This is a genomic window from Mesorhizobium sp. P170090 (assembly GCF_057786115.1).
On sequence record NZ_JBYNWH010000001.1, the window covers coordinates 2,175,044 to 2,193,870 of the forward strand.

Sequence of the window (18,827 nt, forward strand, 5' to 3'; positions counted from 1 at the left end):
TCGTGGGTGTGAGCAGCCCGGCTGCTGTAAGGATGGAGGCTTCGGCTTTGCCTGGCCGCAGCAGCCATCGCACTGGTTCTGCTGGAAACTCGCGGCGATGGCGAGTGGTTCCTTTAGGAGGTTTGAATGTCGGACAACGTCCTGCCCACCCAAGCCAAACCGAAGTTGATTGTGGTCGTGGCATTTGATCGAGGCGACGACGGCGAGCTTTTCACAACCTACGGCCCGACCGATCAGCAAAGTGAAGAGCGTGCAATCCGCACAGCGAAGGCGCTGGCTTCGAACCATGTTGGCGTCATTGCCTGGAGCCGTGACGCAGACCCCGCGCTAGGGGAATATGGCCCGCCAACGACGTTGTTCGTCAGTGGCGACGTTCCCGACATGGAGTAAGCTGTAACGGATATCGATTGCCTTTGGGGGCACCATCGAAAGAATTATTTTTCGCTTAGTCTGCCTTCAAGCTCTTTCAGGAAATGGGCTTCACTGAGGAGCGAGTCCCAATCCATGCCGATGGCGCTTGATCAGCTGGCCTTCTGGAGGCCGGCCTTTCCGCCGGCATATCCAAAACGGCTTGGTCGCTCTCGGGCAGGTTGCCTTCCCGAAGATGCATCGCCTCGAGAAGCTTGGCATAACCAAGCTTTCTCTTCGCCCTTGAGAAACCGCATGCAGCGGACGAGACCGGGCTTCAGCCGTTCGCCCCTGTCGCTCCCTTTCGGCGCCGGCCGCCAACCTTAGCCTGCACGCACGCAATGGCCCGCAAACCTCTCCCGGTTTCTCGTGGTCGGGCGTCTATATCGGGGCGGAGGCCGGTTGTGGCTGCCGTGGTTGAAACCAGCCCAAAATATTAGATTCCGCCTATGAAAAAAAAGGCCCGCTGGCCGAGCCAGTGGGCTTCAGTGGTCGAAGATGGAATTAGGTCTCAGAGGCAGGACCCGACACAATGACGACGACTTGCGACGTGAGATAGGAGAGATTTCCGCGCTTGGTCAGGACAGGCTTTTCATAGATCTTTTTCATAAGGTAGCTCCTCGCTTTCCCATCCCACCGATCGTGCTTGGGAGTGATCAAGTTGTCAAGCTGATGCTAAAATGCCCGCCGCGTATGGCGCGGCCTTCCAAGGGGGAAACGCACTGAAGTTGCAGTCCAACGCCCGAAGTGTTTCGACGCGACAATTTTCCAGAGCGTTCGCGAACCGCGGGTGGCGAGTGAAAAGGCGTGCTCATACAGGCAACATCTACGCACATGTGACGCGCTCCTGGCGTTTTTTAGCCACGGCCATCTGTGCCATCTTCCCAGAAATCCAGCAGCCTTGCGTGCCGCAGCTTGTCTTCGCCTTTGAGGGTCTTGACCCTCCCGACCAGTCCAGGCTTCAGCCACTCGGCCTTGTCCTTCTTATGCCCCTTCGGGACCGGGCCGCCAACCTTGCCCTGGACGCGATCCCATAACACCCGCCGCTTGTCGGCAGTGAACGAGACGAATGCACCACCTTTGTAGTGGCCCTTTTCAGCCATGATCACCTGGGCAGCTTTGCCGCGCTCGCGCTGAGCGCCGATGATCTCCATTTCCTTTTCCTCAAAGCACTTGATCTTCCGCCAGGCGCTCGTTTTGCCGCTGCGATATGGACTGCCCTTGAGCTTCGAAACAATCCCTTCCAGCCCGGCCTTGTCGGCCAGGTGATAAACGGCGTCACCGGTGCCGGGCATCGCCTCGCTGAATTGGATGTGCCCGCTGGCCGGAATCAGTTCGTGCAGCAACTCGCGACGATCTTGGGTCGGCATCCCGCGCAGGTCATGCCCATTCAGGAACAGCAGATCGAATGCAACCAGGTAGATATCTGGTGATGGCCGCCGCAGGCCAATCACTGCCTGCATGGCATGAAAGTCGGACAGGCCGGCACCGTTGATCATGATAGCTTCGCCTTCGAGGATGAAGCTCTCCGCCTCGATCGCCGCCGCCTCTTCGGCGAGGTAGCGATATCGAGCCGTCCAGTCGAAGCCGTTCTTTGTGAAGAAGCGGATGCCGTCTTCGTCTTTGATGGCCTGCGTGCGGTAGCCATCGAATTTGATTTCATGGCTCCAATCGTCGCCAGCCGGCGGCACATCGAAGAGCTCGGGCTCCATTGGCCGGATGAATTTTGCACGCATAAACAGACCCACACCCGGCGATTCAATAAGCTTAAGCTAAAATGGTTCCGAAACCGGAAATCGGCTTTTGGTGCAACAAACACGCTAACTATACGTTGCTCAATATTCGCAGGAGGAATCGAGATATGGCCGACGACAAGAGCAAACGGGATTTTCGCGATCGGGACCGTGTTTCAGCCGATGAGGATTATGAGGTCGAGTATTTCGCCAGCAAAACCGGCATCACCCCGCAACAGGTCAAGGAATTGATCGCGAAGCACGGCAACCAACGCGAGACGCTGGAGCGAGAAGCGAAGGCTCTGCGGAAATAATGACCAGGCTATCTGATCTCGGCAGACCACTAATCGGGCACCGACATGAAGGACCGCCCGCGAGCGAACTCGCGCATTTCCTCCCTTGCCCTGTTTGCGGGCAACAGATTGATATGCGCGATTTTCGCCAGGTCGCTTATCATGCCGATCCGGAGCACGAGCCGCTCGAACTGGACGCTTAGGACCAAAAGTGCCGAAATACCACGTCGAGGAAATGGACGGCGATACCGTGACGGCTACCCACATCGTCCACGCGACAACGCCGATCAGGGCGGCGCGGGAAGCGACAGAGCGCGACATCACTCTGCGCACCAGCGAGCCCATCTGGATCAGGGTTGCCGACGAAAAGCGCGGCCATATATTCGAATACAGTTTCAGCCTGTAGCTGAGGATCCAACTCGGCTAGCTGAGTTTTTGGATGGCATACAATGCCGTCGACCTCGATACGCAAGTTCGACTATGACCCCAACACCAGGGTTCTCTCGGTTTGGTTTGTAGCGAGCGGGAAGCATTACGAGTTTTTGGACGTGCCTGCTGAGGCCGTTGCTGCGTTCAAAGCTGCCTTTGCCAAGGGCGTCTATTTCAACACTCAAATCCGGAACCGTTATGCATTCCGGCTCGCGCCAGCGAGGGCAGCAGGCTCGTCGGGCGGTTGACACAATTTCTAATCCAAAGCGGCCCGCGCCACCTAAAAAGGAAAGCGCGGACCCAACCAGATGCAGCCGCCGGGCGGACCCGACGGCTTTATCGTCGACTGCTGCCGCCGCATGAGGGCCTCAAGGCGTGGCCGGCGCCAGCTTGGCGGCTACTTGGTCGATCTTCTCGGCAAGCACGCCATTGGCCCAATCTGTCACTTCAGGGTCAACCGGCTTGTTGGCCATTTGGGCAAGAGCTGCATCGAGCGATGGGACGTTGGCAGCGGCGTCAGCGGCGGCGGCCTGAGCATCGGCCGCGGCCTGAGTGGCGTCATCGAATGCTGTCTGTGCTGCATCGAGGTCGGCCTGCGTCGGGACATCTTCGGGCGGGGTATTCGGGTCAGCCGCTTTCGCATTCAGCGCGTCGAGCGCCGCTTTGGCGTCGGCAACCGCCTGATTCGCGGCATCGAGCGCCGATTGAGCGTTCTTGGCTATTGCCGACTGTGTCACAAAAGCCTGCACGCCAGCGAAGTTCTTGCTCTTGGAGTGCATAAAGGCGTTGGCGTTGCGCTGCAGCGAGTTCAACCGGCCGAGCTTGGCATGGATATTCTTTTCCTTGGACACAGAAGGGGTAGCGGCCTTGGCGACCTGGCCCTTGGCGGCCTGGCCCTTGGCTGATGCCGACTTGCCGTGCGAACCGCCGCCTCCGCCATTGCTGCTAGTATTACCCTTTCCTCCGCCATTGCCATTGCCATTGCCATTGCCATTACCATGGCCGTTACCATTCCCATGGCCGTTGCCACCAGCACCAGCCAGGGCCGGCGACACCAAGAGCGCGAGCACCGCGAATGCAGCAAAAAGGGTCTTGCGGGATGTCATAATTTCCTCCGACATTGCCACCGCCACTAAACGTATAGCCGGCAACATGAGGAATCGCTAATACAAAGGGTAAACTTAGATATAGCTGTGCTTTCATTACGAGAACGAAGGGGCCGGCCACCCAACGCAAACCGCATAAGTGTTTGAAATGCGAAAGCGAGATCAGCGTCCTTTGGGCCGATTCGCTTCGAATCTCGAAGGTCTTAGGCCGAAGTTTTGGGGTCACTCAAAGGGCTTGATGGCACCTAAGGTAGTCGGCACGTTCTCGGGAGAAAAACAAAAAGCCGGCCGACCGAGGCCAGCGGGCTTGCGACGGGATGGCCCGCGCTGCTTCCGAGGCTGCGCGGGCCGACCATGATGAGTGGAGAGGACATCTTGGTCACAGGAACGGACCGCTGAAGAACGAGCCGGGTGTGACCGAACAGCCTCAGAGCGAGGATGTTCCCGACTCAAGCAAAAAAGGCCGCCAGCATGAGCCGGCGGGCAATCGGCCTGGAGTAGCTGGCACGAGCCAGCATTGGTCAACGAGCGGCGGAGGGGTTGGTTGCCCGAGCACACTCCAGGCGCTCGTGCGACGAAGCCCAATGCTATCTCCAAAATTGCTCGTGGGGCGGTAAGCTCGATGACGATGACGATGACGATGGCGACGGCGAGGCGTGCGAGACGCTGTGTTGATGCAAGGTGGGATCTGTCTATGGACAACAAGTTTCACAATCGCGTCGGCGGCGACCCGCATCTCGTCGCGCCAGACCGACGAACTTATTGGGCTCGCACTGTGGTCATGGTCCAGTCCCGTCGTGGTTCCGGCGCATCTGCTCCAAAAGCGGTAGCGCCAACTTTCACTCCCCAGCCCATATCGATCACATCGAGGCACGTTGAGTCGTCCATTGGGTCGGAGCCCGAACCAGTCAGGTCGGAACTGCTACTTGTTGTCCTCGCAGAAGTCCCGGAGCGAAGCATGGCGCACGTCCTCCTCGCCACGCAAGTGCTTCACTCGTCCAATCAGGCCCGGCTTGACCCGATGTGTTGCCGGCGCTTGACATAAGCGGCCCCCCAAGGGGAAACCCGAACGTTGCCATCTCCACATCGGGGACCTGCACAGGGTAATCCCTGTTTCGTTAGCTGTTGCCTCGAGTGAACAACCACATCACCAAGCGCAGCTCGCTAAAGCTGCGCCGGAATTCTGCTGCGCATCGCCGGCTGTGCTCAGCACAGAGTGTATCATTTTAGCACAATCTCTAATTGGTAGACTCGCGTGAAGCAAAGGCGGTTAATCTCGCCCGTTAGGCCCAAGGGAGGAAAAGGCCAAAGGGAGGAAAAACGATGTCCGTGCAAAAAGAAGATTATCGAACGAACAGAGCCGACTATGCGATCGCCGCACATGGCCGAAGGACCGCTGATGACGACGACCGCGAAGAACTGGTGGCAAAAAAGAGGTCGCAGTGGCTAAGAGATCGGCGAACCGCCAGATTGACCGCAAATCCGTCCGAAAGCTTGCCAGGACCGAAAGCCAGGCCGCGGGCTAGTTAGCGCATCCCGAACCCTGCGGAGCCGGCCCGCTGGACTCCAAACCAAAACAGTCGCATCCTCTCATCGGGGGGAGGGGTTTGGAAAAATACCGATACGACAATCGGTGTTGGCAATGGCGCAAGCGGACCGGCGCCAAGCTGCGGGCGCACGCCAATTGGCTCGCATTCCGAAGCGCCTGATCTTCGTGGCCGTAGCTGCAATGGCCGCCTTCGTCATGCAGCACAGCGACCGTGCACCCAAGATCCATCTGTCGAGCCCGATCAGCCCTAGCCCAGGGCTGATCGCCGGCGTTGCGTCGGTCATCGACGGCGACACGATCGAAATTCATTGACGACGCATCCGTTTCAATGGGATCGACGCGCCCGAGAGCAAGCAAAATTGCGAGGACGCCAAGGGGTCCGAATATCCGTGCGTCCGGCGATCGGCCGAAGCGCTGGACAGATTCCTGGCCGCATCGAGGCCGATCAATTGCACGTTTGTAGCTTGGGACCGCAACAGCCGCTTCGTAGGAGATTGCCGGCGAGCCGACGGCGCTGGCGTCGCCTCTTTGGATGGTAGAGCATGGCCAGGCGCTGGATTGGCCCCGCTAAAGCCACGGGGCCTATGCTGGGCAGCAGGCGAAGGCCGAGGCGGCCAAGTTCGGACTTTGGGTCGGAGAGTTTCAAACGCCTTGGGATTGGCGTGCAGGGCACGCAGACAACACGGCACCTGCGGCTAGCCAGCCGTCTCATCTTGCAGGATTGCTCGAGCTGTCACTCGAAACTCCGGCAAAGGGTGGAGTGACGGTCGTCTGAACGCAGCCTTTCAGGGCTTAAAAATGAGAGTATTGTGTCCTGCCACTCGGTCGTGCACCGTTTTTTCACCCGTGGCCGGGTTCGGCGAGTGGCCGGAACTCTGCTTTCTCGTTAGTGCGATGTCTACCACCGATGATCCCGCATCTTTAGATCACAAGCACCGGGGCAAAACCGCCGCCGGGTGTCCGGAAATTTGTAGTCTGGCCCTGGTAGAGGCGGGCGGCCGCGAGCAACACCTGGCCATCATAAGTGTAAAGCCGCACGTCCATCTTGCGCGGCGTGGGCGCGCCATCAATCTCGATAATGCGCTGTCCGGGTGAGGCAAACGCCTGGGCCACATAGCCGCCACGGGAGATCTCGGCCCAAACCCCCTTCGTGACCTTGTCGCCGCGGTAGACCGCCTTGCTGCCGTGGCCTGAGTGCGGCTTGAAGAACATCTCCTTACGGGATTGCCAGGCGGCATCCGAATTGTCGGGAGTGACCAGCGTGGTCCGCGGGACACCCGCAAGCCGCGAGCGCATCTCCAGAGAAAGGCCGAATGCTTCGAGTGCCGCCGGATCGGACAACAGTGTGAGATTGCGCTTGCTTGCAAAGAGCGAATGGTTGTGCGGATTGGGTGTGACCACCACAGCGCCGTCCTGATAAGCAGTTCTGAGCGAAGCATGCTCCGGGCGATCAAGTGTGAAATCGACCAGGCGGTTGTAAACAAGGTCAATCTCCTGTCCGTCGAGCCGAAGCTTGCCGCCATCATATTTCAGCTCGCTCGCGTCGCTGATCACCGCGTCTATGCCGTGCTTCAGCAATAGCTGCCGCGCAAGCACGAATTCAGGATAGAGATACTGCTCCTCAGGCCGATCATCGACGATCGCGATCCTTCGCGGCGAACCGGCTCCGCGCTGACGGCGCCATTCGCTCTCGAACATCGCAACGACGCTGGTTTCGAAGCGATCGTCCCTGGCGCCGATCAACGCACGGTCAACGTCTGAACAGCACGCCTTCTGCGCCTTGGCCAGCAAGGCATTAAGGAAAGCACCGCCCGCGTTGGTGTTGACCTCGATCAGCTTGGGACCGTCATCGTTGAGGTGAAAATCGTAGCCCATCATAGCGCCGACCGGTCCAAAATCCCGTTGCGCGATTTCGGGAGCCCAGGAGAGCACGGCGTCGCGGTAACCTTGCAGCCTGGCTGTCGCCTCGACGGCAACGACAATACCCTGCATCTCATCGAGGGCAGACGCGGCGAGGAAGACCGGAACATTGGAAAACAGATGAGGCCGCGACGCCATGAAGGTTTCGGAGAATCCGAGGTCGCCGGCCTCATGGTTCAGCGCCGCCCAAAGTGCTGTCCGGTCGAGCGTAATGCAGAAGCATTTGTGGTTAAGTCGCGCCGACAGAGATGTGTTGGCTTCCGCTGCGCCGGGGATTTTGAGCATGTCAGCATCTCCTCGCCGATGGCATCATAATGCGGTGTCTCGCCCTCGTCGCGACGACAACGCGAGCAATTGGCTGCCGACCGATCTTTCCTCATCCGTGGGAATGACAAGCACGTCGACGCCGGAACCGGCGAGGCTGATCATTTCCTCGCCTTTTACGTTCCGGTCATGGTCGATCTTGACGCCGAGCCAGCGGGCCGCGGCACCGATCCCTTCCCGGATCAAAGGGGCGTTTTCGCCGATACCGGCAGTGAACACCAGCGTATCCAGCCCTCCGAGGGCAGCGGCCAGCGACCCTATCTCGCGCCCAATGCGATAGATGAAAAGACCGACAGCCTCGGCGGCAGCTGAATCCCCAGAGCCGATAAGCGTCTGCATGTCCCCGGATATTCCTGACACCCCTAGCAGGCCTGATTGCTCGTAGAGAAGGACAACCAGTTCGTCGGCCGACAACCTCTTGTCCTCTAGGAGGTGGAGGATGATCCCCGGATCGAGCGCACCGCAACGCGTGCTCATGACAAGGCCGTCGAGCGTTGAAAACCCCATCGTCGTGGCGACGCTTGTTCCAGCGTTCATGGCACACAGGCTCGCACCGCTGCCGAGATGGGCGACGATCGCCCGGCCGCCGGCGCCCGCGCCGTAGCGATCACGCAGCTTCGAAGCGATGTGGCTATACGAAAGTCCGTGAAAGCCATAGGAGACCAAGCCTGCCTCGGTCATCGCGCGAGGAAGGCCGTAAATCTTTGCGATCTCAGGCCTTGCAGAATGAAACGCTGTGTCGAAGCAACCAACCTGAATCGCCTGTGGCAGGAGGTCGGCTGCCAGTGCGACAATTTCTAGATTTATCCTCTGATGGATCGGAGCCAGCGGTTCGAGCAGCCGGAGCGACTCCAGTGTGGGCTGATCGAGCAGCGTCGCTTCAGTCAAGCCGCGCCCACCATGGACGATCCTATGCCCTACCCTGACGATGACGGGGAGAAGATCGCGATCATTGAGCACCGAGGCAACCGTCGCGAATGCCTCCCCGATATCGATCGGTCCGCCGCTCAAGCTCCGGTCTATTTCAGGCCATCCCGCTGCAGCGTCCACACGCAACCGCGGATGCTGGCTGAGCGAGGCGACATTGCCTCGCAGCAGTAGTGGCAGTTCGTCGCGTCCCTCAAAGACCGCGAACTTTAGGCTCGAGGAACCGCCGTTCAGGACGAGGATTGCATCGGTCATGGGGCTGTCCGATCTGGTCGCGGCGATATCCGAAATGGCGGGCGTCGGCTCAACCCGAACGAGCCGCCGCCGCATTTGGATCCTGCCCCCACTTCCAGTCGAGTATTTCCGGCGTATCCTCGCCATGGGCGCGAATATAGGCTCGATGTTCAAGCAGCTTGCTGTCCATCATCTGCTTCAGACCAACCCGCACGCCCTTCAATTCCGGAACCCGGTCAAGCACACTTTGGACGAGGTGGAAACGATCGAGGCCGTTCAAAACGGTCATGTCGAAGGGCGTGGTTGTCGTGCCCTCCTCGTTAAAGCCACGCACATGGATGTTGTCGTGATTGGTGCGCCGATAGGTCAGGCGATGAACGGTCCAAGGATAGCCATGATAGGCGAAGATGACGGGTTTGCCGGTGGTGAATAACGCGTCGAAATCGCGATCCGACAGGCCGTGCGGGTGATGCTCCTTCGGCTGCAGGGTCATCAGGTCAACGATGTTGACCACCCTGATCCTGAGCTCTGGAACATGGCGCCTGAGGATCTGCACAGCCGCCAGCGTTTCGAGCGTCGGAACATCGCCGGCGCAAGCCATGACCACGTCAGGCTCCGCTCCATCGTCCGTCGACGCCCAATCCCATATGCCGATGCCTGCCCTGCAGTGGACAATTGCCTTGTCCATCGACAGCCACTGCCACGATGGTGGCTTGCCGGCGACGATGACGTTGATGCGGTTCCAGGTCTGCAGCACATGGTCGGTCACGCACAGCAAGGTGTTGGCATCCGGCGGGAGATAGACGCGAACGATGTCGGCCTTCTTGTTGAGGGCGACGTCGATGAAGCCGGGATCCTGATGGCTGAAGCCATTGTGCTCCTGATGCCAAACATGGCTCGACAACAGGTAGTTCAGCGAAGCAACGGGCCGACGCCATGGAATGTCGCGGCAGGCATCCAGCCATTTCGCGTGCTGATTGAACATGGAGTCGACGATGTGCATGAAGGCCTCGTAGCAGGAGAACAGGCCGTGCCGCCCGGTAAGCAGGTAGCCTTCAAGCCAGCCCTGGCATGTGTGTTCGGATAGGATTTCCATGACCCGGCCGTCACGGCCGAGATGAACGTCTTCGGGAAGGATCTTTTCCATCCAGGCTCGCTCGGTCACTTCGAACACGTCTTGAAGCCGGTTCGAGGCGGTTTCGTCGGGTCCGACAATGCGAAAGTTCTTCGTGGCCTGGTTCAACTGCATGACGTCTCGCAGGAAGGTCCCCATCACACGGGTAGACTCGGCCTTGACGGCGCCGGGCCGGGTAATGGCTACCGCATGGTCATGCAAGCCGGGCAGATCGAGAGACCGGCGCAGCAGGCCGCCATTGGCATGCGGGTTGGCGCTCATGCGCCGCGTGGCTTGGGGCGCGGTGTCGCGGATCGAAGGGACTAGAGCACCAGCGGCGTCGAACAGCTCCTCGGGCCGATAGCTTTTCAGCCATTCCTCCAGCAGCTTGAGATGCTCCGGGTTTTCCGCCAAGCCCGACAAGGGAACCTGGTGCGAGCGCCAGAAGCCTTCGGTCTTCAGCCCGTCGACCTCCTTCGGGCCGGTCCAGCCTTTGGGGCTTCGAAGCACGATCATCGGCCATTTTGGTCGCAAAGTCGCCGCCGCTGAACCATCGCGCGCGGCATGCTGGATCTCCCGGATGCGGTCGAGCGCATCGTCGAGCACGGCCGCCATTCGTTGATGCATCAGCGCCGGCTCGTGTCCCTCGACGAACAGCGGTTCATAGCCGTAGCCGATAAACAGCGCGCGCAATTCATCTTCGGGAATGCGGCCCAGAATCGTCGGATTGGCGATCTTGTAGCCGTTCAAATGCAGGATCGGCAGAACCGCGCCGTCGCTCGCCGGATTGAGGAATTTGTTGGAATGCCATGCCGCAGCCAGTGGTCCGGTTTCGGCCTCGCCATCGCCGACGATGCAGGCGACGACGAGGTCCGGATTGTCGAACGCCGCGCCGTAGGCATGAGAAAGCGCGTAGCCCAGTTCGCCGCCTTCATTGATCGAACCCGGCACGACTGGCGCGGCGTGACTCGGAATTCCGCCTGGAAACGAGAACTGTCGGAACAGCTTGCGCATACCCTCCTCATCCATCGTTATATCCGGATTTAACTCGGTGTAGGTGCCCTCTAGGAAGGTGTTCGCCACCATTGCCGGGCCGCCGTGGCCGGGACCGCAGACATAGATCACATTTGCGTCCTTGAGCCGGATCGCCCGGTTGAGGTGCGCATAGATGAAACTCAGGCCTGGCGATGTTCCCCAGTGCCCGAGCAGACGCGGCTTGACGTGTTCCAGTCGCAACGGCTCTCGAAGCAGCGGATTGTCGAGCAGGTAGATCTGGCCGATGGTCAGGTAGTTGGCGGCACGCCAGTAGGCATCGATGTCGCGCAACTGGCTTTCAGATAGCCGCCCACTGGGGACTGCTACTCTCGCATGGTCGGTCATATCAGCTCCGTTGCGTTGTTTGCAAATGCCGCTGGATCGCGACGCGCCTCTGCTTGTCGACTCGTTGTGAATGGACACCAACGCGTTCGCGCGCCATTGGGTCCGTCATTGCTAGGCTGACTTTCTAGATGCTTGAGCGCCCGGGACGGCGCGCGCCCCGACCTTCTCGAAATAAAGGGCTGCGTCTTTCGCTATCCGATCCGTGCACCAACGTGCATACGCATCCGCAAAGATCAGGCCAAGCAACCGGGCCGGCGCCGTGTCCGGCAGGTCGTAGTCGATGAAGACCCGAAGCAGGCAGGATCGCGCCTCGGGGACGATCTCGAAGCCCATGCGATAGCGGCCGATCACCCAGAGGTTTGGGGCCCCGATAGTTTCCCAGACCTTCAATCTGGGCGGCATTCGGCTCGCAACCACTTGCTTCGCCGACAGCGCAATTCCGAGTATTTTTCCACGGAATCCGAACTTGGAGCCAACCGACCGAGCTTCGCCTGCATCGAACTCGTAGTCCATCTTCGAACCGAGCATCACCCATGATGAGGCGCTCATATGCGCCCCGAGATGTCTGTGGTCGTCGAGATAGGCAAACACAGGCTCGGCCGCGGATTCTATGCTGACGGTGGCCTGAGTGGAACGCGACATTGCTGGCATCATCTCGCCTCCGATTCATCCGCAGTTTTCAAGGGAGAAACTGGGAAATCATCCGATCGGTGTCGAATGAGACCCGGTGAACTAAGCGCTCCCCCGGAGCTGCGGCATTGATTTGCGTCAAAGTGGCGACTCGCAGTTGGGCTATATTGAACACATGAAAATTGCGTCGGCTCAGCTTCGATTGCTGTTCTCCGTGGTCCTCCTTATCGCGGGCGGTGCCCTTGCGGGTCTTGCCGGGCAGGCTTTCGGAGCCAGCGCCACTGCCGACGTTGCGACACCCTCGATCACGTCGGGCAACGCGATACGTGACGTCCGTCCCCAGGCCGGGACAATCATCGCGCGCCATGTGATGGCTGCCTAAATTGCGTGGACGCGACCGGATCCGTGCTGCAGGCATTTCCGCCGGCGAATCTGCCGTTCTTCCTTGTGTGCCGATTGCCGCCCGGTTCATGGCAGGCAAGGCATTCCTGCCAACGGGCATAGACCCCGAGGCGCTCCTGCGTCCACCCCAGATCTTGGCCTGATATCGCGCCGTCGCAGCCCTAGGCACTGTTGAATCCGACAGTGCTTGCCAAGGCCCCATATCGCGACCGATTCCCGAAGTCATAAGCCAGAGCGGCGATTGGGGCCTTGGGCTCCTGTCAGAGTCAGCCGCGGTTCACACCAACGACGAGGAACCAGCCATGAAAACCCAGCTTCGATTGGCGAGGTTTCACTCATGAAACCTGCAGCCAATCCTTGGTCCATGTCGTCCGCAACTCTTGCTCTCACGGGAATCATTATCGCCGGGATCGGACTGTATTTTATCGCACTCAGGCCACCACTGCTTCCCGAGGATGTCCGCTATATGAATCTCTCGGCCGCTGAGCTCGAAGCGATCGGTCCACGTCTCGCGGTGTGGCTGATGCAGGTTTTCAGGGTGCTCGGCGGCTACGCACTCGCCACCGGCGTTCTCCTGATTGCGCTGGCATTCACCGCGTTTCGCGCGCGGCATCCGGTCGCGCTGGCTGGCGCCCTGGTCGGAGGAGCGTCGTCCATCGGCTTGATGTCAGTGGTCAACTTCACGATCGGCTCCGACTTCAGGTGGCCACTGTTCGCCTGCGCGCTGGTCTGGGCCGTAAGCCTCATCGCCTACGGGCTCGAAAGCTCCCGCAATGACAATCGATGACAAATAAGGAACTCATCCCATGAACACCAACAACGTGCACCGTATGTCCGCTCCCGCGACTCGCGTGCCCGCCTTTTTTCCCGCACCTGGCCAGGCTGTTCGGTTCCGCCGGCGAGCGCCGTGCGCCCTGAAGGGAGATGTAAGCCATTTCAAAGATCTCAGTCAGAACGGCAACAGCACCTGCTCGGGCAAGTTCACGGAGTTGATCGCGACCATGCCGGCCATGTCGCGGATCACGGGCTCGTGTTGCAGCCCGGTGGAAATGAAGCGCTATGGCGAGCATGTGAACGGCCTGGCCAAATACCGCGACATCGCGATGATCCCGAGCGATCCGTATGACATCCCGGCGGGCATCGCGCAGAGCATGATGCCCTACTACGATGTGAAACTCACCAACCGGAACAGCAGGCATACGATTATGCGATGGCAAATTCCAAAGAGAAGGGACCGTGCTGCTGCCAATGCTGGCGCTGGAAAGTATATGGCGGACTGGCGAAATACCTGATCCAAGAACACGGTTTTACCGGCAAGCAAATCGTAAGATGCCTGGGACCTTTCGGACGGCTGCGGCGGGGGGATGTAGAGCTGGCTCCGGAGTGTCGTTTTTCGATCGTGCTGGGACCCGCTGCTACCGCTGTTCTGCGTCGAAAGCGGCGACGATCGCGGGGATCGTCAAGCGCCGGAATATCGTGTCGACTTCCGCCGGCGACAATCTTGATTTGCGATCCATCCACCAAGCCAGAACCGAAATCAGGGCGCCAACCACGAACTTGATCAGCACGCTTCGGGGGATCTGTTCGTCACTGCTGGCGGGTGCGATCACAGCAAGGTCCTTGCTCACCAGATCAGAGAGCAGCGCTCGCATCCGGTTCATGACGATGGCGGACCCTCGCTCTCCGACAAGCACACGATAGATGTCACGAAAACTTTGCGCATGTTCGAAGAGCGCCAGGCTGAAGCCGAGACAGCGCTGGCCAACGTCTCCTTCTTCGGCAAGTGCTGCTTGCTGGCGCGCTGTCAACAGCGCGCGCAGTTCCGCTAGACCGTTTGTGAGCAGATCCTCCTTGCTGTTGTAGTGCGCATAAAAGGTCGAACGACCGACATTCGCACGCTCGACGATGTCCTTGATCGTCACCGCCTCGTAGCCCTTTTCAAGCACCAGCGCGACCAACGCGTGATGTAGCGAATCGCGCGAGCGCTGGATTCGGCGATCTTCCTTCATGCGTGCGCCCCCTCCCTGCCATAGGCCCTGTTTCGTCCGTTACCGGACATTTCGCGCCTTAAGTTCATGTCCAAATTATCAGTCATGCTGTCCGATAACTGCTGTCCTGTCCAGAAATAGCGGAGGCCAGTCATGGCAACAAGAGAAACACCAGGTCCCCATAGCCACAGCCATCTTTGGCTCGTCGGCCTCATCGGCGTGGCAGCAGGGCTGCTGTTGCTGATCTATGTCCCGTCGCTGCCAGCCGTCTCCGGGACAGTCCTGCTCTTTGGCGCCTTTCATCTCGTCGGAGCCCTGGTGTTGCTGGCTTCGCTCTATGTCATGGCCGGAAAAAGGCTCGCCGTGCACTTGCCAGGCCGGATAGGCCGACAGGACACCTTGGGTCTCGATTTCGGCTGGGCGCCGGCCTGGGCGGTCGGGCCGTGGATCGCCGCGCTGATCCTCATCGCACTCACGGTCACTGTTCAGGTCGCGACACCAGCCTATTGGCCGCTCGCCATGGTGCTGACGCTGCTTGCGGCGAACTTCTTCGCCGGCGGTCTCATTGCCCGCACCGTCGGACGTTACGAGCATGCCGCCTTGCCGATGGTCGACCTTCTGTCGGGCGACAGAGATGTGGTTCTCGATGCAGGATGCGGCGCCGGCCGAACCACGATCGCACTCGGCCGTGCACTCCGGAATGGAAGGATCGTCGCGCTCGACCGCTTCGATTCGGGCTATATCGAAGGCGGCGGCCGGCGGTTGCTCGAACAGAATCTGCGCCTTGCCGGGCTGACCGGCCGCGTGGACATTGAACCTGGCGACCTGACTGCATTGCCCTTCCCGGAAGGCCATTTCGACGCCGCCGTCAGCGCCCACGCGATCGATCACCTCGGCCCGCAAAAGGAACAGGGGCTGCGAGAGATGTTGCGTGTCCTGAAACCGGGCGGGCGTTTCCTTCTCGTCGTCTGGGTGCCCGGATGGACGATGTTCGCGATCGTCAGCGTGCTCGCACTGCTTTTCTCGGGCAAAGGCGCCTGGCGGCGGATGGCAACGAGCGCGGGCTTCGAGCTGTGTGACGAAGGCATGCTCAACGGCAACTGGTTTGTCGTGCTCAAAAAGCCGGTGGCATAAATCGAGCGGGAGCCGGGCCTGTCGCCGAAACCATACGCGACAGGATCCCGTCGGTGCCAGGCCCCCTGAACAACTCCGCGAGGCCTGCTTGACATAGTCGAGAGCGGCGCGGTGGAGACCCGCAACCAGTTTGTTCTCGCGGCGGCCCCATAATCACTATGGCCTCAGGCCGAGGTGATCTGCCAGACGGCAACACCGGCAAGCGCAAGGCCAGCGGCGCCTTCGATGATCCGGGAAATGATATCGAACAGGCGTGGTCGATAGTCGAAAAAATGCACCAGACGCTCCCGAAACAGGATCGACAGAACCGCGACACAAGATAGCGTCAGCGCCACCCCGGCCATCATGGTGACGGCGAAAAGAATGCCCGCGATCGGAACGCCTCTGGATATCGCGAAGGTCATGACAAAAAGCGTCAGTGGACACGGGATAAGGCCGGCCATGACGCCAACGGCCTCACCTTCATGCTTGTGATGATGACCATGGCTCAAAGCGCGCCAGAGCATCCAGACGCCGATCAACCCAAGCAGCCCGCGACTGATATCCTCCAGTAGCGGCGCACGGCCGACGCTACCCAACGCAATGGAGACCAACGGCAGCGAAAGAACTGCGATCACAACGGCAATCGCCACATGGGTGAAGGAGAGCGTCAGCGACACCAGAAGGCCGCGCCGGACGCTGTTGGCCGATCCTGCCAGATAGGTGGCCAACACGGCTTTGCTGTGGCCAGGTGTCAAGGCATGCGCCGCACCGAACAGAATGCCCATCGGCAGAAAGGCCATGAAGGCCAGCCAGCCGCCGCCGGCCGAAAGCAGTTTGATCTGATCGCCGAGCGTCAGATAGATCGTGCGCTGAAACTCGACAAGCGTCTGGAACATCAGGCGAGACTAGCAGAAGCCTGCCGCTCGCCGCGACTGTCAGTGCTTGTGACCGTCATGTTCGCCATGAGCATGTTCATGGCGGTGTGGATGGCCGTGCTCTTCATGTTCGGTCGAAAACCGGATGTTGGCAGCCGCGAGCGCCGGCATGTGCTCGAATAGCTCGTCTTCCAGCGCTGACGTGATCTTGTTGGCCTCAGATAGTAGCAAGGTTTCGACTGCGGCGATGGCAATGTCGACGTGCAGCTTGTGACCGATCCAACGCGCCTTGGCATCGACAATATGCGCCCCCCGCACATGCGCGACGGCGTGCTGGATTTCGTCCATCACGCCGGGTTCGATGCCGTCCAGCATGCGGGTGAGCACTGAGCGCGCCGACTGCCAGACAATGCCGAAGATCGCGATCGTGATGAGCAGCCCGACAATGGGGTCGGCCAAGGGAAATCCGAGCCAGACGCCGAGGGCTCCGGCGACAACGGCAAGGCTGGTGAGCCCATCGGTGCGGGCATGGTAGCCGTCGGCGATAAGTGCCGCGCTGTTGATTTCGCGGCCGACGCGGATGCGGAACACAGCGACCACCTCGTTGCCAAGAAAGCCGACAATGCCTGCCGCCGTCAGCCAGCCAAGATGCGTCACGACTTGCGGGTTTATCAGCCGCTCAATGGCCTGGTAACCGGCAACGATGGCGCTGAACAAGATGATCAGGACGATGATGATCCCGGCCAGATCCTCAACTCGTCCAAGGCCGTAGGTGAACGTTTTGCTGGGCTTGCGCCGTGCCAGCATGAACGCGATCCACAACGGTATGGCGGTCGTGGCATCGCCGACGTTGTGGATCGTATCGGCAAGCAGTGCCACGCTACCCGACAACACAACCACAGCCATCTGCAATGCCGCTGTGATGGCCAGGATGACGAACGACCATTTGATCGCCCAGATGCCCCGATCGGTCGTCGCAATCGTTGCGTCGATGACGCCGTGGGTATGTCCATGTGGCCCGCTGCCATGGTCGCGACCATGTGCGGCGTGATCATGCGAGCCGAAGCCAAACCAGTCGAGAATGCGCGCTCTGAGACCGATCATAGGTATTTCGCCAGTTGCTTGAGCTCTGCCAGGGAGGTGCCCCCCGTTTCCGCGGTGTCTGTCAGGCAATGTTCAATGTGATCGTGGATCAGTTCGCGCTTTGCGCTGCTGATGGCGCTTTCCACGGCGTGGAGTTGCTGCGCCAGGTCAGCGCAGGGACGATGCGCCTCGAACATGGACAGCACCGCCGTGAGGTGACCTTGCGCGCGCTTCAAGCGCTTGATGATGGCGGGATGTGAATGGTGAATGCCTTTGGACATCCACACTTCCTATCCTCCCGGGGAGGATAGAGTCAAGCGCTCATGGGTGATGCATGACCCCATCCGCGCCGTGGTCACGGACTTGTGCCTCAAACCAGTCGTGCAGCGCGGCCACGAGACCCGGATCGCTTGCCTTGAAACGCAGGCGGGCGCCTCCTGGAAGTTGCTCGAAAGCAACGTGCATGCGTCCATCGCCTGCACGCAACTCCGCAAGGCCTGGCATTGCTTGTCCATGGATAGCGGATGGATCGGAGTAGTCGCCTTGTGCGAAGGCGGCGGCCTCCTTGTTCAGATGCGCTCGGATCAGGGTCACTTGCGTCGGATCCCCGTCTCGGGAGACGACATCCTGCGTCCCGCCATCCTTCAGCGGCGTAAATATATGGACGATGCGGGCCAGGTCGAAGGGCATGACTTCGGCACCCAAATGTTTCGCATGTTCGAGATCATAGACGGCTGCTGATTGCGCCATCTTTCTTTCAATAGTCGCGAATCTCCATGGGGATGAGCAGTGCCCATGTTAACCAAGCAATCCTGAGGGATCGAAATTCGCGCCTGTGCTGGCAAATACGTGGTGCTGCACCCTAGCGACAGAGTCGGCGTGACCGCGGAGGAGCAGATTTACAATAAGACGGAACTGCGCCTACAGCCGCCTTCGCCTCGCGGAGCCGAACCCCCACCTTAGATGTGACCATTTTGACGTCCGTCACAATGTTACAAAATGTCTTATAAGTTATTGATTTCATTGGAGTCGTTCAGAGTTCAATCCTCTCTCGCAGCACCAGATCATTCCTTTGATTTTAAAAAGATGCAGTCGCGAAGTCGGGGTCTCGTTGCGGACCAAAAAAGCCGGCTGACGCAAAAGTGCCAATCCCGCGCATCCAACCGTGGCCCCCTCGCCCGGAAACATTGAGAGAAAGAGGCTCTACGGGGCCGGACGACTGCTCAACAAGTCCGGACCTGTCAACTCATGAACAGGCCGGACTGGCCGTATCCGGCATGCTGAACACTACCGCTCGCACGCTGAAAGCCAGCCGC

General features: G+C 59.8%; 20 protein-coding genes. 9 read left to right on the forward strand and 11 right to left on the reverse strand.

All coding sequences use genetic code 11. From position 1 onward, the window contains the following. Nucleotides 1-126 precede the first annotated feature (126 nt). Nucleotides 127-390: a hypothetical protein gene (locus AC3EML_RS10325; protein ID WP_352522114.1), complete on the forward strand. Its 264-nt coding sequence runs from the start codon at nucleotides 127-129 to the stop codon at nucleotides 388-390. An 875-nt stretch (nucleotides 391-1,265) separates the two neighbouring features. Here the strand turns inward: AC3EML_RS10325 and AC3EML_RS10330 are convergent. Next, nucleotides 1,266-2,144 carry an ATP-dependent DNA ligase gene (locus AC3EML_RS10330; RefSeq protein WP_352522113.1) on the reverse strand — a complete coding sequence of 293 codons (879 nt, stop codon included), beginning with the start codon at nucleotides 2,142-2,144 and terminating at the stop codon, nucleotides 1,266-1,268. A gap of 125 nt (nucleotides 2,145-2,269) precedes the next feature. On the opposite strand from AC3EML_RS10330, the gene AC3EML_RS10335 reads away from it, so the two are divergent. The 3 genes from AC3EML_RS10335 (at nucleotide 2,270) to AC3EML_RS10345 (ending at nucleotide 3,111) form a co-directional block, all read left to right on the forward strand. Beyond that, complete coding sequence (locus tag AC3EML_RS10335; RefSeq protein WP_352522112.1) at nucleotides 2,270-2,455, forward strand: DUF3606 domain-containing protein; 186 nt, start codon at nucleotides 2,270-2,272, stop codon at nucleotides 2,453-2,455. A 190-nt stretch (nucleotides 2,456-2,645) separates the two neighbouring features. Continuing rightward, on the forward strand, nucleotides 2,646-2,840 hold the full coding sequence (locus tag AC3EML_RS10340; RefSeq protein WP_352522111.1) for a hypothetical protein: 195 nt from the start codon (nucleotides 2,646-2,648) through the stop codon (nucleotides 2,838-2,840). A 43-nt stretch (nucleotides 2,841-2,883) separates the two neighbouring features. Beyond that, nucleotides 2,884-3,111: a KTSC domain-containing protein gene (locus AC3EML_RS10345; protein WP_352522110.1), complete on the forward strand. Its 228-nt coding sequence runs from the start codon at nucleotides 2,884-2,886 to the stop codon at nucleotides 3,109-3,111. 120 nt (nucleotides 3,112-3,231) lie between these two features. Here the strand turns inward: AC3EML_RS10345 and AC3EML_RS10350 are convergent, their stop codons facing one another. Continuing rightward, nucleotides 3,232-3,969, reverse strand: coding sequence for a hypothetical protein (locus AC3EML_RS10350; RefSeq protein ID WP_352522109.1), 738 nt, complete (start codon nucleotides 3,967-3,969; stop codon nucleotides 3,232-3,234). Nucleotides 3,970-5,653: 1,684 nt separating this feature from the next. Between AC3EML_RS10350 and AC3EML_RS10355 the strand changes: the two genes are divergently transcribed. Beyond that, nucleotides 5,654-5,830: a hypothetical protein gene (locus tag AC3EML_RS10355; RefSeq protein WP_488505199.1), complete on the forward strand. Its 177-nt coding sequence runs from the start codon at nucleotides 5,654-5,656 to the stop codon at nucleotides 5,828-5,830. Nucleotides 5,831-6,439: 609 nt separating this feature from the next. Here the strand turns inward: AC3EML_RS10355 and AC3EML_RS10360 are convergent. From AC3EML_RS10360 to AC3EML_RS10375, 4 genes are all read right to left on the reverse strand, one after another. Then, nucleotides 6,440-7,723, reverse strand: a complete 1,284-nt coding sequence (locus AC3EML_RS10360; RefSeq protein ID WP_352522107.1) for an ATP-grasp domain-containing protein — start codon at nucleotides 7,721-7,723, stop codon at nucleotides 6,440-6,442. 24 nt (nucleotides 7,724-7,747) lie between these two features. Further along, nucleotides 7,748-8,944 carry an acetate/propionate family kinase gene (locus AC3EML_RS10365; protein WP_352522106.1) on the reverse strand — a complete coding sequence of 399 codons (1,197 nt, stop codon included), beginning with the start codon at nucleotides 8,942-8,944 and terminating at the stop codon, nucleotides 7,748-7,750. 49 nt (nucleotides 8,945-8,993) lie between these two features. After that, nucleotides 8,994-11,417, reverse strand: a complete 2,424-nt coding sequence (locus AC3EML_RS10370; RefSeq protein ID WP_352522105.1) for a phosphoketolase family protein — start codon at nucleotides 11,415-11,417, stop codon at nucleotides 8,994-8,996. Nucleotides 11,418-11,528: 111 nt separating this feature from the next. Beyond that, a complete protein-coding gene (locus AC3EML_RS10375) occupies nucleotides 11,529-12,068 on the reverse strand; it encodes an SRPBCC family protein (RefSeq protein ID WP_488505200.1) in 540 nt (179 codons plus the stop codon). 136 nt (nucleotides 12,069-12,204) lie between these two features. Here AC3EML_RS10375 and AC3EML_RS10380 point away from each other — a divergent pair, with 136 nt between their 5' ends. The 3 genes from AC3EML_RS10380 to AC3EML_RS10390 all read left to right on the forward strand — a co-directional run bounded on the left by AC3EML_RS10380 (nucleotide 12,205) and on the right by AC3EML_RS10390 (nucleotide 13,741). Continuing rightward, entirely contained in the window at nucleotides 12,205-12,429 is a 225-nt protein-coding gene (locus tag AC3EML_RS10380) for a hypothetical protein (protein WP_352522103.1), read from the forward strand. Between the two features lie 357 nt (nucleotides 12,430-12,786). Then, nucleotides 12,787-13,236 carry a hypothetical protein gene (locus AC3EML_RS10385; protein WP_352522102.1) on the forward strand — a complete coding sequence of 150 codons (450 nt, stop codon included), beginning with the start codon at nucleotides 12,787-12,789 and terminating at the stop codon, nucleotides 13,234-13,236. Nucleotides 13,237-13,255: 19 nt separating this feature from the next. Beyond that, nucleotides 13,256-13,741, forward strand: a complete 486-nt coding sequence (locus tag AC3EML_RS10390) for a hypothetical protein (RefSeq protein WP_488505201.1) — start codon at nucleotides 13,256-13,258, stop codon at nucleotides 13,739-13,741. 123 nt (nucleotides 13,742-13,864) lie between these two features. Here AC3EML_RS10390 and AC3EML_RS10395 read toward each other — a convergent pair whose 3' ends face one another. Continuing rightward, the gene (locus tag AC3EML_RS10395) at nucleotides 13,865-14,458 is read right to left on the reverse strand and encodes a TetR/AcrR family transcriptional regulator (protein WP_352522100.1); all 594 of its coding nucleotides are present in this window, start codon (nucleotides 14,456-14,458) and stop codon (nucleotides 13,865-13,867) included. 132 nt (nucleotides 14,459-14,590) lie between these two features. On the opposite strand from AC3EML_RS10395, the gene AC3EML_RS10400 reads away from it, so the two are divergent. Then, nucleotides 14,591-15,571 (forward strand): class I SAM-dependent methyltransferase, encoded by a 981-nt coding sequence (locus AC3EML_RS10400; protein ID WP_352522099.1) that lies wholly within the window; start codon nucleotides 14,591-14,593, stop codon nucleotides 15,569-15,571. A gap of 164 nt (nucleotides 15,572-15,735) precedes the next feature. Here the strand turns inward: AC3EML_RS10400 and AC3EML_RS10405 are convergent, their stop codons facing one another. Genes AC3EML_RS10405 through AC3EML_RS10420 form a run of 4 tightly spaced genes read right to left on the reverse strand, consistent with a single transcriptional unit; the run spans nucleotide 15,736 to nucleotide 18,261 of the window. After that, nucleotides 15,736-16,449 (reverse strand): HoxN/HupN/NixA family nickel/cobalt transporter, encoded by a 714-nt coding sequence (locus tag AC3EML_RS10405; RefSeq protein WP_352522098.1) that lies wholly within the window; start codon nucleotides 16,447-16,449, stop codon nucleotides 15,736-15,738. Nucleotides 16,450-16,488: 39 nt separating this feature from the next. Next, on the reverse strand, nucleotides 16,489-17,532 hold the full coding sequence (locus tag AC3EML_RS10410) for a cation diffusion facilitator family transporter (protein ID WP_352522097.1): 1,044 nt from the start codon (nucleotides 17,530-17,532) through the stop codon (nucleotides 16,489-16,491). Continuing rightward, a complete protein-coding gene (locus tag AC3EML_RS10415; RefSeq protein WP_352522096.1) occupies nucleotides 17,529-17,792 on the reverse strand; it encodes a metal-sensing transcriptional repressor in 264 nt (87 codons plus the stop codon). Before AC3EML_RS10415 ends, AC3EML_RS10410 begins: the two co-directional genes overlap by 4 nt. Nucleotides 17,793-17,832: 40 nt before the next feature. After that, on the reverse strand, nucleotides 17,833-18,261 hold the full coding sequence (locus AC3EML_RS10420) for a hypothetical protein (protein ID WP_352522095.1): 429 nt from the start codon (nucleotides 18,259-18,261) through the stop codon (nucleotides 17,833-17,835). Nucleotides 18,262-18,827 lie beyond the last annotated feature (566 nt).

Bases quoted from the DNA above. Each gene is read 5' to 3' on its own strand.
- AC3EML_RS10325 (WP_352522114.1), top strand. From the start codon at position 127: ATGTCGGACAACGTCCTGCCCACCCAAGCCAAACCGAAGTTGATTGTG.
- AC3EML_RS10330 (WP_352522113.1), bottom strand. From the start codon at position 2,144: ATGCGTGCAAAATTCATCCGGCCAATGGAGCCCGAGCTCTTCGATGTG.
- AC3EML_RS10335 (WP_352522112.1), top strand. From the start codon at position 2,270: ATGGCCGACGACAAGAGCAAACGGGATTTTCGCGATCGGGACCGTGTT.
- AC3EML_RS10345 (WP_352522110.1), top strand. From the start codon at position 2,884: ATGCCGTCGACCTCGATACGCAAGTTCGACTATGACCCCAACACCAGG.
- AC3EML_RS10350 (WP_352522109.1), bottom strand. From the start codon at position 3,969: ATGACATCCCGCAAGACCCTTTTTGCTGCATTCGCGGTGCTCGCGCTC.
- AC3EML_RS10360 (WP_352522107.1), bottom strand. From the start codon at position 7,723: ATGCTCAAAATCCCCGGCGCAGCGGAAGCCAACACATCTCTGTCGGCG.
- AC3EML_RS10365 (WP_352522106.1), bottom strand. From the start codon at position 8,944: ATGACCGATGCAATCCTCGTCCTGAACGGCGGTTCCTCGAGCCTAAAG.
- AC3EML_RS10370 (WP_352522105.1), bottom strand. From the start codon at position 11,417: ATGACCGACCATGCGAGAGTAGCAGTCCCCAGTGGGCGGCTATCTGAA.
- AC3EML_RS10375 (WP_488505200.1), bottom strand. From the start codon at position 12,068: ATGCCAGCAATGTCGCGTTCCACTCAGGCCACCGTCAGCATAGAATCC.
- AC3EML_RS10385 (WP_352522102.1), top strand. From the start codon at position 12,787: ATGAAACCTGCAGCCAATCCTTGGTCCATGTCGTCCGCAACTCTTGCT.
- AC3EML_RS10390 (WP_488505201.1), top strand. From the start codon at position 13,256: ATGAACACCAACAACGTGCACCGTATGTCCGCTCCCGCGACTCGCGTG.
- AC3EML_RS10395 (WP_352522100.1), bottom strand. From the start codon at position 14,458: ATGAAGGAAGATCGCCGAATCCAGCGCTCGCGCGATTCGCTACATCAC.
- AC3EML_RS10400 (WP_352522099.1), top strand. From the start codon at position 14,591: ATGGCAACAAGAGAAACACCAGGTCCCCATAGCCACAGCCATCTTTGG.
- AC3EML_RS10405 (WP_352522098.1), bottom strand. From the start codon at position 16,449: ATGTTCCAGACGCTTGTCGAGTTTCAGCGCACGATCTATCTGACGCTC.
- AC3EML_RS10410 (WP_352522097.1), bottom strand. From the start codon at position 17,532: ATGATCGGTCTCAGAGCGCGCATTCTCGACTGGTTTGGCTTCGGCTCG.
- AC3EML_RS10415 (WP_352522096.1), bottom strand. From the start codon at position 17,792: ATGTCCAAAGGCATTCACCATTCACATCCCGCCATCATCAAGCGCTTG.
- AC3EML_RS10420 (WP_352522095.1), bottom strand. From the start codon at position 18,261: ATGGCGCAATCAGCAGCCGTCTATGATCTCGAACATGCGAAACATTTG.